This window comes from Fusobacterium sp. (genome assembly GCF_019012925.1).
Classification (GTDB): Bacteria; Fusobacteriota; Fusobacteriia; order Fusobacteriales; family Fusobacteriaceae; genus Fusobacterium_A.
Window position 1 is genome coordinate 29619 of the sequence record NZ_JAGIRL010000021.1, and the last position, 16051, is coordinate 45669.

Below are 16051 nucleotides of genomic sequence, written 5' to 3' on the forward strand. Positions count from 1 at the left end.
CATCTGTTCTGTTTACTATTTCCACAACATTTTCAACTATTTCACCTAAAGATACATTTTTATCATTTACTCCAACTCTTAGTAATTTACGAGCTTTTTCATCTTCTTCATTTAATGAAATAGTTTCTGTATGAACTTTTTCTGTATTATCTAGTTTTTCATCTACAGTTATTCCAATATCTCTAAGTTCCTTTAGTTTTACATTTATTCCACTGACAAGTCTTACATTGTAGTCCTCTACCTCTCCAGTATAGGCAGTACCTTTTGGATACATTATTCCCTTTCCACTAGAAGTTCCTTGTCCATCTTTTATTTGTAAATCCTCTTGAGCTATTGAATATCTCGCTCTTACTATCCTATCTCTACCAACACCTTCTGTTACTTTTATAAATACACTTGTTGGTTTATGATTTTTATCTTCTATTATTTCTTCTGTTTCATCTTTAGGCAAATTAAATCTACCAGCAAGTTTATTCCATCTATTATATTTATTATCTTTTTCATTTTTACTTGCTGTAATTAGATCTTTTTGATCTACTGCCCACTTATTCTCTTCACCATATTTTGTACTATTATTTAACCATAAAGTTACATATCCTGGGAATGCTGATGAAATTTTTATTCTATTTTTTACATTACTATAAAGGACTGCTTTAAAGGCATTATCACTTATATTTGCTTTATCAAATAAAACACCTTTATCTTTTCTTTCGTTATCCCTTATCCATGTATCTTCATCTACTATATTGGCTAAATTCTTTTCTGTTTCAAAATCTGCAAGTCCAGCTCCGATTTCTAGTTTTTTTCCATTTCCTTCTCTTAAAATTCTTACTAGATAATGTCTTGCTTCCTTTTGTAAATCACTATCTCCATTAATATATCCACTTCCATAATCTCTTTTCATCTCAGTAGAGAATTGATCAGTTTCAATTCCATCTACATATGCTCTATCTATATATGCCCAGTTTTCTTCATCTTCTCCCACTACTTTAGCATCAAAATAAACATATAAGACTTCATCTGATTTTATAGCTGGTCTAGTATCACTTTGTTCTATTATAATTTTATATCTTTTTTCATCAGTAATTTCTTTCTTCTCTACTATTGTTATTTTTCTACCATATTTATCTGGTACTTGAGTATCATTAGTAGCTAATAAATTAGGTTTAGAACCCTCTTCCTTATCAACGGCTGATTTAGATAGATATATTCTTGGATTTCCTAGTTTACCATTTTTCTCTATTATCTCTCCAATTTTAGCACCATATTGTACTGTTATTTTTGGTTGATCTGTATGAGTTAAATTTATAATTTTTATTCCTCTTATAAATTCTTCTTCTGGCATTAAGGATCTATCATTTTTACCTACAATAACTTCTCTACCTTCATTATGTATTTTTAAACCATTGTCTGTTAATGTATGTAATTTTGCATCAAGTCCAAGTCTTAACTCTACTGGATAATCTTGAGTTTCTCCACTTCTTGCAGTTTTTTCAGGATCATTAATATCAACTTTATCAAGAGCATATCTAGCTCTTAAATATTTTCTCTCCTTATTAGAGAAATTTCCTTCTTCATCTTTTTGAATTATTTTTGATAAATCTGGAACAATTATTTTTACTTCTTGTTCTTTTTCATCTTCAACTAGATGTTCTATATTTTTTTGTTCTAATGTTTCTTTAGGAGAAACTACTTCTAAAATTTTATCCTTTTCTTTTGAAGTTTCCCAATTATGACCATCTCTATTTAACCAAAAACTAATATATCCTTTGTGTGAAGGAAGTACTTTTAATGTATTTATAAGATTATTATAAATAACTTTACGTTCTTCTACTGTTGCTATATCAGTAGATGATTCCATAAATTCAATTCCTGTATCTTTTCCTTCGTCCCATGATTTTCCATCAAATTTAAATGGAGAAGGCTCTGTTGTTACTGCACTAGCTAAAGCTGTTACTTTTACTTTCTTTTTATCACTATACAATAAATAGTTTCTTGTTTCTGCTAAATATGGTTCATTGACTTTTTCTTTAGATTTATCTTTTAATAAATAACCATTTCCATAGTCTCTATTCATTACATTGAAGATTTGATCAGCTTGAATATCCCCATTTATATTAAGTTTATTCACTACTCTCCAGTTATCATTTAGTTTATTATTTAAATCTTCATCTGTTACTATCATCCAAAGTCTAATTCTTATTCTCTCACCCTTAAGCATCTTAGGAATAGTTATTTCGTACTTATATTTACTTTCTCCTACTTCTGTATTTACTTTCTTTTCTATTCTTGGAGTTTTATCTTTTATATCAGTCGCTGAAATATTTGTTCCTGTTTCCCCTTTAGAGTTTATTATAAATTCCTGTTTATCAAAATTATCTGTTATATTTTTCTCTCTGTATATTTCATAATAAACTGGATATTTTGTATTATCAGATTCTTTATTAACTTTTCCTTCAAGATGAAGTTGATCTCTTAAAGTATTATCATATAATTGAGAAACATTTGTTTCAAGAATAGCCTTAGAATTTTCATGATCAAATGCATTTGATGTATTTATCATTGTAAACTGTGTCTCATATAGTTCAAGATATTGATACATCTTGTCTTCTGCACCTAATCTCTCATCTGGAGTGTATTCACTGTATACTCCTAAATCTTTAGGAAATTTAAATCCTGTATCAAGTGGTCTAAAATAAATTGCATTATCTTGTACTTCACCTGAAGAGGCTGGTCCTACTGGACTTTTTATTTCCTCTTTGTCAAGAGCATATCTTATTCTTAAAATTCTTGTTCCTTCTGGATATTCTGGAACAGCTATCTCTATTTTATTTTCCCCAGCTTCTACTTTTATTGGTTCTGGTATTTCCTTATCAGGTAAATTTCCTTCTCCTTTTCTTGCTTTACTTTCTTTTTCTGGAATTTGTGGATCAGGAGTATTTTTATCTAAGAGTTTAGCTACTATCATAGTATTATTTTTTTCATTTCCCCAGTTACCAGAACTTGGATCAGGATAATTATATCTATTATCTGCATCATTTCCATCATTTATAAAGAATGAAACATATCCAGGGTGACTTACTGTTAATTTTATTTGGTTTCTTACCCCAGTATAAAGTAATTTATAACCAGATGTTCCCAATTGCTCATAGAAAATAGTTAATCCATCTGGATTTCTTCTTTCATCTAAAGTTACTTGCTTTTTAGATACTTCATCTTTAAACTCTATATTATTTCCTATTTTCATTACATTTCCATCTTTATCTCTAGCCATGTAATGTCTTGCTTCATTCTCAGTATCCATATATCCAACAAGTCCAAGTCCGTAATTTCTTGCTGTATCATAGAAACCTTTTGTATCCTTATGTCTTGGATCTTTTGCATAATTAGTATTTTCATATTTTGTTAAACTATCTACTTTTCCAAGCCAATTGTTACCCTGTCCTTGGAATCTATAATATCTTGGGTTTTGTCTATGATCTGGCCAATGTTCTGCTTTATATATTCCGTTATTTTGTTCAAACATTGTTTCATTTAGCATTATTATACTATTTGATGTTGGACTTTCTGTTGGACTATAATACCAACTTAATTCACCATAACCACGCCACCATAATTCATATGATCTCCAGATATAGTCACCATAATATGTTGCCCATTCATGTCTAACGTCTTTTTCTTCTGTTACTTGAGCATTATAGATTAAATCAAGAGTTCCATCATCACCATTATAAGTTGGTGGCATTTCCATAACTTCTAAAATCGTTATTTCTCCACTAGAATTTTTAATACTAGCATTTGTCATTTTAGTTTTATCATTTTCATCTTCTACTTTTATTCCAGAACTTACATCTGTTTTAGCATATGAAGTAGTATTTGAAAATCTTATAAAGTTTCTTGCTGGAGCCTTATTTTTGATTTTTATTCTATATTTAAACTTTTCTTTCCAAGATAAAGAGTTTTCTATTTTATTTCCATTCGATTTTTCATAAATAGCATCACTCTCTGGATCTTTTATTCCTTCATCTTCTACTAATATTTTTTCAAATTTAAAAATATCATCATATCTTGTTATTTTATAGTCTTCTATCTCTCCAGCTCTTATAAATTCTGTTGCTGACTTATGACCTTTATCATCTCTTTCAAGACTAAATTTAACTCTTACAATAGTATGAGAACTTAAAGCTTTTAAATATAGTTCTATTTCGTTAGCTACTCCACCTTTTACTTTAAAAGTTTTTTCTGAAAATCCACTATTTATTGTAATACCATTACCATTTGCATAAGTAGTTTTTTCTCTAGGAGTTTCTACTTTTCCTGTTTCTGGATTAGCATATTCAATAGGTTGCCAACCAACTTCATCCCATTTTGCTGTTTGACCATACCAGCTACCATAAGACCAATATCCTGGATTTCTTGACCAAACCCAAATACTAATATATCCATCTTCTTTAGGTATTACCACAAATTTATTATTTGCTCTATGATATAAAATAGGATTATTATTGTCTGCTTTTTCATTTGAATTTAATGGATTAATAGATACTCCATCATCATCTGTATCTTTCATATCAGTATCATCCCAACTATTATTTCTATAGTGTTTTGGATACTTTTCAGCTTTTATTCTCTCTCCAAGCCCTGTGTACTTATCTTTCTGAACTTGAGTTTTTACCATATATCCTCTAGTCCCTGTATTAGGTTCAGTATAATAATCTTGATTAGTATAATAATAATAGTAATCATGATATGTATAATCATTTTCATAATCTCTTGCCATTATATTATATACTGGTTTTATACTATCAGAATGAGCATCATAACCATGTCCTGTATCTATTCCCTTTAAATTTACATCAACATTGTTAAATCCTTTTGTCTCGTTCCAATGAGAAGTACTATTTACGTGGTATCCTGATGAGTGCCCAATACTTCCAATAGCTATATTGTCATAAACTCTATAATCGTTATAGTATAAATTGCTCTCTAAATTATCATCTACTTGTCTTTTTATTCTTATAATCGTTTCTTTCTCTTTTTCTAAAGTTAAATTCATTAAAAGAGTAGTATTTCCTGATGATTTAGGTTCTTCTATTCTATTTGGATCTAATGTTTTTTCTTCAAACTGAACATCTATTCCTTTACTATAATAATCATTTACAAGTATAGCTACATTACTTCCACTTTGAATATATTGAGGTTTTATAGTTTTATTATGAAGATTTCTAAACTGTATTCTTTCATCAAACTTTTCTCTCATGCTTAAAATATTATCATATTCACCACGTATTTCTCCACTATGATTATCTGCACTTCCATTTAATTTTACCCCATAATCTAATGGTGATAAAAATCTAGCTTCTACTGGTGGCATTACTCTTACTTTATACTCTTCTACCTCTCCTACTCTTGAAAGTTTTTTCAAGTCAGTAATTTCATCTTTTACAAGAGAATATCTAATTGTTAAAGTTCCACTTGCATCATTATTATTTGTATTTCTGTAAATTCCATCAGGAATTAATACTTCTATTTTTTGCTCTTCCCCTACTATCAAAGGCTCTAGATAATCTTTTTCATTTTCTTTAGAAGTATTTGCTATTCTTATTGGAAGTTGAATAGGTGTTTTTAATTTAGGTGGATTTGTTGTTTCCCACTCATTATCTAACCAGAAAGTTATATATCCTTTTTCAGTAGGTTTTACTGTTACATCATTCCATTCACCTGTAAATAATGTAGGTTTTCCTTCTTTATTATTCGCTTTTTCATCTATATATGTTGCTATTTTTCTTATAACAACACCATCATTTGTTGTAGCTGATATAGATTCACCAGATAAATTATCTACATAAGAAACTGTATTTCCTAATTTAGGCTCCTCTTTCACTTTATAATGTCTTACATAAGCAGTATTATCCATATCTTTTTTCATTTGAGGATATAAATTTTTATTATAATCTTGCTTATCTCTTTGAGTATTTGTATTAGCTTTATGGTAACTTTCCTCTGCTCCATTTACATTTTTATAGCAGTTTATATAATATAAATTGTTTATAACTTGATTACTATTGTCCTCTTGTACAAAATAGTTAAATGATAATTTTAATTTTCCATTAGCTGGTATCTCTTTTTTAACTTTAAATAAGTAATTTTTATCACTTACTCTTTCAATTTCTATATACTCATCTGCTGTCACTTTCTGATCATTTAAAGCTACTTCTAAATTAAGTCTATCCATATTAATGGTAGTATTATCTGTGTTTAACTCAAATATTCCATTATTCGAAGTAAATCTTACCCTTTTATTTTCTAGAATAGCTGGGGTTAATGGCTGATGTCCTCTATTTTCAATAATAATACTTTGTCTTACTCTCTCTCCATAGTTAACATCACCATCTTTTAATCCATATATTTTTTTCTCTACTGGATTTTTAGATAAATCATCAACTTCTACTCCAAGTTCTTCATAACCAGCAAAATAAGTATCTATTGAATCAATTAAGTTAACAATATTATCTTCTGCTTCTCCTGTACTTCCTACTTTGAAAATATATTCTGTAGTTCCATAATTTGGAGAATCAGGTAAAAATTCATTAACTTGACTTTCAATTTGTCCATATCTTATTTTTAATTTCTTTTCATTTCTTGGATTTGGAGTATTTCCATTAGACATACTATCATCATGGAATTTATATCCTTCATATTCATTTGGAAGAATAAATTTTAAAGTTTCTTCTTGATTTCCACCTGCTAATTTATGAGTTTTGGCTTTTCCATTCTCTTGGAATAAAGGATAATGCTTAATTTGGTGTTTATTATCAGGATTTATTATTTCTAACCAAGCTTGTATAAATCCTTCATGAGTTGCTGTAACTGTTATGCTATTTTCAACTTCTGTTGCTAAATTTAACTCTGTTAAACTTGTAGTGAATCCTTTATCATTAATCTTAATAATTCCATCATTATCACCAGTATTTATAGGATCTGAATTTGAATGACGATAATTCATTCCATCATATTTAATAGTTTTTCCTAGATGTGGCTCTTCTTTCACTTTATAATGCCAACCAGCAAGTCCACCATCCATAGTATGTCCTATTCTTTTTTTATGTTGTCCAATTTCTATAAATTGTGGAGTTACTTCTTTATCTACATATCCTATTTGATCTTGATGACGTTCTAATATATATAAATCATTTTTTACATATCCATCTGATGTTTCTTTAGATACTATAAAATCAAAATTTATTTTTAATTTTTCTAAACCATCAAGCTTATTAAATTTAAAATAGTAAACTCCATTTGATCCTTCAACTGTTACCCTATCTTTTGAATCTGTTAAAGGTGTTTCAGAATTATTTGCAAATAATCTTACATTCCATTTTGTTAAATCAATTTCACCAATATTTGATACAAATTTTATTCTACTTCTATTTAATATATCTGTAGAACTTTCTTCTATATTTGTACTTGTAATATTTGATATTGTTATAACTTGATTAATTACTTCACCAGTAGTATATAAATAATCATCAGCACCAAAAATATTATCCTCTCTAGTAGGATTTTTTATATTAGTTTCTACTCCTTTATCTCTCCAACTTTCAAATACTACATTAGTTGGTGGCATTATAGAATATTCATAATCTTCTACCTCTCCCATAGCAGAGTACTTGTTATATGTATCTATATCTTCTACTCTAGGTGAATATCTTATTCTAAGAACTTTATCATTTAGATAATTTGCTTTTGTTTCTGGTGTCAATTCCTCTAAATTATTAAATTGATAACTTTTTAGATAAAATTCTATATTATTTTCTCCAGCTTTTACTGAATATGTATTAGCAACTTGAGATTCACTATCTTTCTTTTCTTTTGAAAGACTTACCCATTTATTATCTTTACCAACATTTGTCCATAAAGTAATAAATCCATCTCTTTTTACTCTAATATTTAAAGTATTTACAGCATCTAAATTAAGAACATTTTTACCTTTTAAATTATCTTCTATTAGACTATATTCTTTAAATTTTTCTACACCTTCACCATCATTGCCTTTTCCAAATTCTTCATATTTTTTAGGTGATACCTCAGGAGTCCAAGAATTTTGAAAAGTTTTACCTAAATACATTACTTTGTTATCTGATTCTAAAAATTTAAAATGTTTAACACTATCTTCTTTTTCAGTTTCAGTTTTTAATTTATGAATACTTCCCATATCATACTCTAAAGTATAAATATCTTTTTGAGCTATGGCTCTCTTATCAAATAATAAATATTGGGTTATATTGGCTATTGTAGGATTATAGTTATTACTAATTTCTTTATCAACAGTAGCTTCTATAATTAAAGTACCTTTTTGTCCAGCTTTTAATTCTGGTAATTCTATCTCATATTCTTCAAAAGTATTACCTTTATATTTGTCATCATTTCTTAAATTATCAAAATTATACCACCAACGCCATGAACTACACCATCCTGAATATTCTTTAGAATCATTTGAATCATATTTTCCTAATTTTTTTATTGGTAGGTTTTGTCCATTCATAGTAACTTTTTGAACTGTACTCATAGATGTTCCTAATGTTACTTTTAAATTCTTTTGTGTAGTTGAAGTTTTATTCTCTATACTTATTTTTGTTTCAAATTTTTCACCAATAGTTACTACTCCGTCATTAGCTCCTATTGTTGTCCCATTTACTGAAAGTCCACCATCATTATGAATAGTTCCTTCAAAATCTGCTATTACTGGCATTAAAAATTGATTTATCTTATAATCTTCTACCTCTCCAGAATAAGCTATACCTGTTGGTTTTAATACTTCTTCTCTTGTTAAAGCATACCTTATTCTTAAAAGTCCAGTATAAGATGCAACAAAACGTTCATAATTACCGTTATTTATTATATTTTCTTTAAGCCAGTAATCTTTACCTGTTAAATCTAAAGAAATATTATTAATTCCAACTGTTACCTGTTGTGGTTCTAACCAAATTACATTATTATTTCCTTCCCAAATATTATCATGACCAAAATACATACTACCACAAGATCTATAAGGTTTTGAAGGTAATAATCCTATTGATACCCAACCATTGTGAGAAGCATCAACTTTTATTGTATTCATAGCTTTTTGGAATAATGTATACTCTCCAGAAACATACACTGAATTACTTACATTTCCATTTGTATCTGTTGCTGGTTCTAATTTTAAGTACTTTTCATCTATTCCACCATTAGCTTTTCTTAAATCACTTTCTGTTAATAAATAATCATCTTTATTCTTTTCTTCTAAGACAATTTCTGTTTCATTATATTTATCTGGATAATCATAATGTTCACTAATTAAATCATTAGTTATTCCATTTTTGTTTAAAATCATATTTTCAACTATCATATTATGTTTAGCTCTAATTTTTATATCTTCATTATTAGAACCAAATGAATATCTATAGTCAGTTTCTCCAAATTTTAATTTAGCTGTGTCTTTTATGATTCCAGCAATTGTTAAACTTTCATTTCCTTCTATATAGTGATTATTATCATCTCTATTTATAAGTTGTTCTCTTATTTTCATTGGAATTCTTAGTTCAACAGCTTCATTTCCGTTTAGATGTCCCACTGTTATTGTATATTTATAGTAACTTTCATTTGTTTCTTTTTTTATACTTATTCTTGAAGTATTATTTAAATCACTTGGTTTAAGCTCATCTATTTTTCCTTCTACCATTTGTCCATTATAAACTTCAAATGCATTAGATACCCAATCAGCCATTTCAGTTGTAAATATTATCTCTTTATTTTCTAAAGCTTCAATACTTGTATTTCTAATAATTATTTTATAGCTTACATCTTCACCAAAATAATATTGTCCCTCTTTACCTTTATGAGTTTGATTTCCATCTGGAGTATTATTAAAAGTTATTCCTAGTTTTTCATGATCTTTTGTATCATAACGATTAAAACTTGTTTCCAAAGCAGGTATTCCATAGACTCTATAATCTTCTGTTTCTCCTGTTACTGATCCTTGACCATTTCCATTATCTACAGCTTTTAATATATCTGCTTTTCTAGGAGAGTATCTTATTCTTAAGAATGTGTCTTTTCCAACTATTCCCATAATCTTAACTGGAACTTTTAAATTTGTACCTTTTTTGACTTCATATACTCCGTTTATAGTCACATTTGTCCAATTGACTCTTTCAGGATAACTTATGTAACTGCTATCATAAGATTCTGGATTAGCTACCCAAACACTTATATATCCATCATGTGATACTTTTGTTACCTTGACCTCAGTAGCAGCATCAGAAACTATGACATTCTTTTTACTTCCATTAACAATAGCACTATCAAATTCTACACCATCACCTTCACCATAAAAATCTGGATAATAGCATGTACTATAACTACATCTATCAGATTCATGAACTTTATTATCAAATGTTATTTTTTCCCCTAATTTAGCTATTCCATCTCCCATTTCCAATTCATAATGTCTAGCTGTAATAGAGTAATTTTCTATTCTCTTTGTTTTATTATAATTTGGCATAGAAGTAGCATACTGTTTATTTAATAAAGTATCTTTCATTCCTCTATTAATTTTTGGATCAGTATTTAAAATATTATAATGTTCTACATTACCTTGATATATCTTATCTCTATTTCTCCAGTCATTTCCATATTTTTTTATATCTTCTCTATCTTCTAATATTTCAAAACTATATGTTAATGTTTCTCCATTTGTATTAACTGGAACTTCAATATCTCTCGGTATATAAGTAAAAATACTTTTATCTTGATTTTCTATTTTTTCCATATTCTTAGAAATAAAAGTTTCACCATTAATAACTTTTAATGTTCCATTAATATAAATTCCCATATTAGTATCTAATTTTATATCTTCTAATATAACTGGTAAACTTGATTCATTCTTTACTTTTACTGTATATTTTACTATTTCATGATATTTTACTATTTTATTATTAGCTTCTTTTACATCATTTGTTGTATTAAAATCTCCATCTAAGTCTACTCCTAAGTCTTCAACTGTTATATCCTCTACTTTAATTGGAGAAACTAATTTAATATTTAAATAATCTTCTACTTCTCCCAAAGCTGAAACTTGATCATAATTTTCTACATCATCTTTTAATGGAGAGTATCTAACCCTTACATTTACAGTTTCATTTACTGCAAATTTATCTGTTGGTATAGTTACCCAAACTTCATTTTCTTTATTACCTTCTACTTTTTGAAGATCAAGATTATTTATTTTAGTTTTTCCTTTTTCCAGCCAAATAGTTACATAACCATCATAATTTGGAGTTATTTTTAATAAACTTCCTACATTTTTTCCATTTTTATCTTTTCCCCAATATAATACATTTTCCAAATTACCATTAGTAGTAATTTGTTTTTTAGGGAATACAACACCATCATTTTCTATTTCACTTGCTTGCCGCCATTCCCATGCTATTTTTTTACCCAATCTTACAGGTTCTGCAATTCCTTGTAAATTAGGATTTACTTCATAATGGAATCCAGCTATCTTTAATCTGTTAGATTCATAACCACTGTAATTATTAAGGGGATCTAATAGACCATAGTTAGACTTTAAATATTCATTTCTAAACTCTTGTTGTCTATAAAACTCATCATTAAATCTTTCTAAAACAGTTTTATTTCTTTCATCTTTTTTTAATGTAACCTTAAAAATAACTTCCTTACTAGTACCTGGTATGATATTTCCAGCACTTAATATGTATCTATTATTAGCATTATCATATACTATTTCTGCTTTCTTAGAAATTTCTCCCTCTAATGGAGTTGGTTCAGTAATAGAATTTTCAATATATTCACCTTTTGAACTTGTATAAAATAGATTTGTTGGTGGCATAGATGTCTGAGATCTATTTTTAAAAGTTACTTTATACTCTACTACTTCCTTATGACTTAATTTATCATCATTAGCACCAAAATTTACTTGATCATTTATTGGAATTCCTAATCCTTTTTGTTCTACTTTCCAAACAACTGGATAACTTCCATATACTAAATAATCCTCTGCTTCCCCCATTAAAGACGGACCATCAACTTTTGATATTTCCTCTTTATCTAATGAATATCTTACTCTTACTATATATGGCTCATTATGTTTTATATTTTTTCCTATAGTATTAACTCTTATTTCTAGTCTATCTCCATCTTTTGTTAAGCCTTCAATACTTTGAGGAACATCATATAATTTTTGCCATGATAAATTTTTATAATTTTTATAAATTATAGTATTTCCACTTTGAGTAGGTTTTAAAGGCTTGGCATCGGCTATCCATACATTTATATAACCTTTATCATGAGAAAATTTTCCCTTTAAAATATTTTCTGCTTCTAAAAAGATTATATCTCTATCTTTTACATCTTCATCTTTTGGAAATACTATTCCATCTTCATTTTTTTGAACACTAGAAAAAGAATCAGGAGCATATTTTATATCTGTTCCTAATTGAACTAAACTATTTTTTACTTTTAATTCGTAATGTCTAGCATCTTCATGTAAAACATCTCTCGATAACTCTTTTGAACCATAATTTCTCTGTAAAGTTTTATATTCAATTCCTCTGATTATTTTATTGTCTCCATTAGACTTTACTATATAAAACTCATCTTTTGGCATCCATCTTGCATTTTTAATATCACTAACATTTTTATCTTCATCATACTGATATTCTCTATCTATTTTTATATTAAATTTTATTCTGACATGATGTCCACCTTTGATACCACCATCTTTATCTCCAATAGTAATTTCATAATCTTGGTAACCTCTCGGTGTAGTTCCATCATTTTTCTTAACAATTGAAACTTTTTCGTCAAAAGAATGTTTATCAGCTAAATTTTTATTATTTATCTCTTCAGCTTCTATACTTTTTCCATTTTCTAATGAAACTAAAGTTCCCATTTTTGTTCTAAACTTAATACTTTTAGCATCTGATATTGTATTAGTAATATTTTCAGCCATTATATTATATTCTATAATACCACCAAAATTTACTTTTCTATAATCTTGGTCTCCCTCTTTATCTACCTTTTCATATGTTGCATTTTCATTTTTTCCATAACCTTTTTTTTCTAAGTCAACCCCCAAGTATCTCATTGTAATTTCAGGAACAAAAGCTGGGAATATATAGACTTCATAATCCTCTACTTCTCCCATACTAGCTGTAACCATTGGAGTTCTTACTTCTTTTTCTTCTCCAGATATTCTTGCTCTAAATGTTCTTCTTACAACTACCTCTGTTTCTGGTCCAATTACATTTATCCAAAATTTATCTGTCCCTTTTATCTGTTTTTTTATTTCTTCTGGGATTTTGTCATTTTTACCCCAAGTATCATTACTACTTGGAACACTTTTTAAATCTACTGTGTAAACAGAATCTTTTGTATCTCCATGCCACTTTTCATCCATATTAACAAAATAACTTAACCAAGCAGTAGGAATTTCTTTACTATCTTCAATTCCTAGATAAGTTTTATTTGATTCTCCTGAAATTAAAACATTTTTTCCTTTATACTTTTCTTGAGTCCCTTCATATTTTGGTAAAATTACTCCATCACTTGTAGGATCTTCTACACCTTTTATAGTATTAGTGGCTTCAAATTTTTCTCCTAAATATAAAGTTCCTGTAGGCCATTTCCCACCTTCTTTAGGTTTCCCATTCGCTAAAACATAATGTCTTACCTCTGTATTAATATCATAGCCACCTTGTAAGTTGTTACCATAATCTCTATTTGCTACTATTTTTTCTACTGTTGCTCCTAGTTGATTTGCTCCTTCCCAAAGTTCAGCTTTTAATTTCCAGTTATTTCCATCATTCTCTTTAAATTCTTCTAAACTACTACTTCCATTTATTTCTAATGTAGCAGTTTTTCCTGCTGGAAGACTTGCTACATATATTTCATAAGCTCCTGGTTTTCCTGCCACCTTACTTACTCTTGAAATATTATTTTTTCCAGTTTCTTCTCCATCAATAGTAACTTTAAATTCTGTAGTCTTTAACTCTAACATATTACTAATAAATGTTACTTCTTTTCCAATTATATCTGCACCCTGAATATTAGTTAAATCTATAAAAGTTGTTATATCTTCATTATATTGAATAACATCATCTTTCGTTCCAAATGATACCCCACTATTATTTAAAGATATTCCATTATCTCTTATTTCTTTTATTTCTCCTGAAAAAACTTGTTTTGGCTTTATTATATAGTTTTCTACTTCTCCACTTGTTCCATGAGAATCAAAAACTCCTGCTTCTGTCTGTTTTAAAGAGTACTTTAATATAAAACCTCTTATTGTATCTGTTCCATTAGGTATTTCAAATACAACTTCATTTTCTCCAGGATTTACCTTTTTAATAAAAACTCTTTCCCAAATATATTTTATATTTTCTCCTCTACCAGTTCCTAATTCAGCAAATCCTCCTACATATCCTATATGTGAAGCTTTTATTTTTATTGTATTAGTTCCTAAGAAAAGTTCTCTTTCATTTGCTTTTAATGTTTCTTTTCTATTAAAAATTCTTCCTAAATACTTAGCAAAAAAACCTTCCTGTTTTTTTGAAACATTTTGAGTTTCTACTACCCAACCATTATCTGCTTCTATTCCACTTTCTCTATAACTTTCTTCCCAAGTTATATTATCTCCCAATTTAACATATTCATGAACAACTTGAGTTGGATCATTTTTTGGTTCTGCTAAATCAAGTATATTATGTTCACCTATATTTCTTCCTTTTTGAGTTGGAATACTTCCATCTTTATTTTTTTCACTTAGGTCTACTTCTTCTGTAAATTCAAAATTATTAAACTTTATATCTTCCAATTCACCTGTAGTTGAATTTGCCTGTTTATAACTTCCTGTTATAAAAGGATGATATTTTTTGGTAATATTTTCATAGTTATATGCAACATTAAAAGAAACTTCATAAATTCTTTCTTGTTTTAATTCTCCTTTTGAAACTATTGTAGCTTTTTTATTCGTTGGATCAAAAGTAACTTCTATTTTTTCTTTATCACTTTGCACTATATCATTTTTATCATTTTCCATTCCTTTGTAATACCAGTATACTTCAAATCCTTCTGGAGTTAAATCTCCAAACTCTTTATAATCTACTACTACTTCTTCGCTAGCTTTCCAAATCCCTTGTGATAAATTTTGAAATCTAACTTTAACTTTTGCAGTTTCATCTTTTATTATTTTTTTATCACGGATTCCATAAGTTCCTTTATATTGTGTTCCTGGGTATCTTAAACCATTATCATAGACTTCTAAAGTTTTATTTATGATATTTTGATACCCTTGATCTATTGCAAATATTCCTTCTCCACTTGATGTTTCTAATTTTTTAGGAATAAACATTATATATGCTCTTTCAACAGCAAAATCATTTTCTGGTTTTGTTGCTTCTTTAACATTTGGATTTGGTACTGCATTTGTATCAAAGTTAAAACTTAAATGACTCCAATTTTGACTACTTCCTGTTATTTCCCCTATTTTTTTTGCATAATTTTTAAATTCCTCGTCAGTAACTTTGCTTCCTTTTTTTATACTTTCTGGAATCTTTTTTAATAAATAAATATCTGTATTATAATTTCCTGTATTTTTATACCATAATTTAATATTATATGTTGTATTCTTTTCTAATGGCATACTTAATTGCCCAATTATATTACCACTATTTGAATTTCCATATTTTACAAAATAATAGTAATGATCAAATTTAGGATTAGTTCTACCTTGATATACTGTACCTTCATTTGCATACCATCCTTTTCCATCATCACCACCTTTTGCTATAGCCACATCACCATCAAATTGACCATTAAATCCTGGCATATTCAAAAACCAAATACTTTTAGCTTGAGTATCTGTGTTTTTATTTGTTTTAGCATTAGCTATACTTGTGGAACCAAGCATAGCTAATACTATAATAAACATTATAAATATAAATTTTTTCCTTAATATTTTAAAATATTTACTCATATTTCTCCCCTT

Annotated in this window: 1 protein-coding gene (running past one end of the window); it reads right to left on the bottom strand. The window is 28.0% G+C overall.

Annotated elements, in window-relative coordinates; genetic code table 11:
* Nucleotides 1–15994 carry the 5' portion of a hypothetical protein gene (locus QZ286_RS03245; RefSeq protein ID WP_291255549.1) on the bottom strand. It extends 15296 nt beyond the left edge of the window, so only the first 15994 of its 31290 coding nucleotides appear in the window; its start codon is at nucleotides 15992–15994; the stop codon falls past the left edge of the window.
* Nucleotides 15995–16051 lie beyond the last annotated feature (57 nt).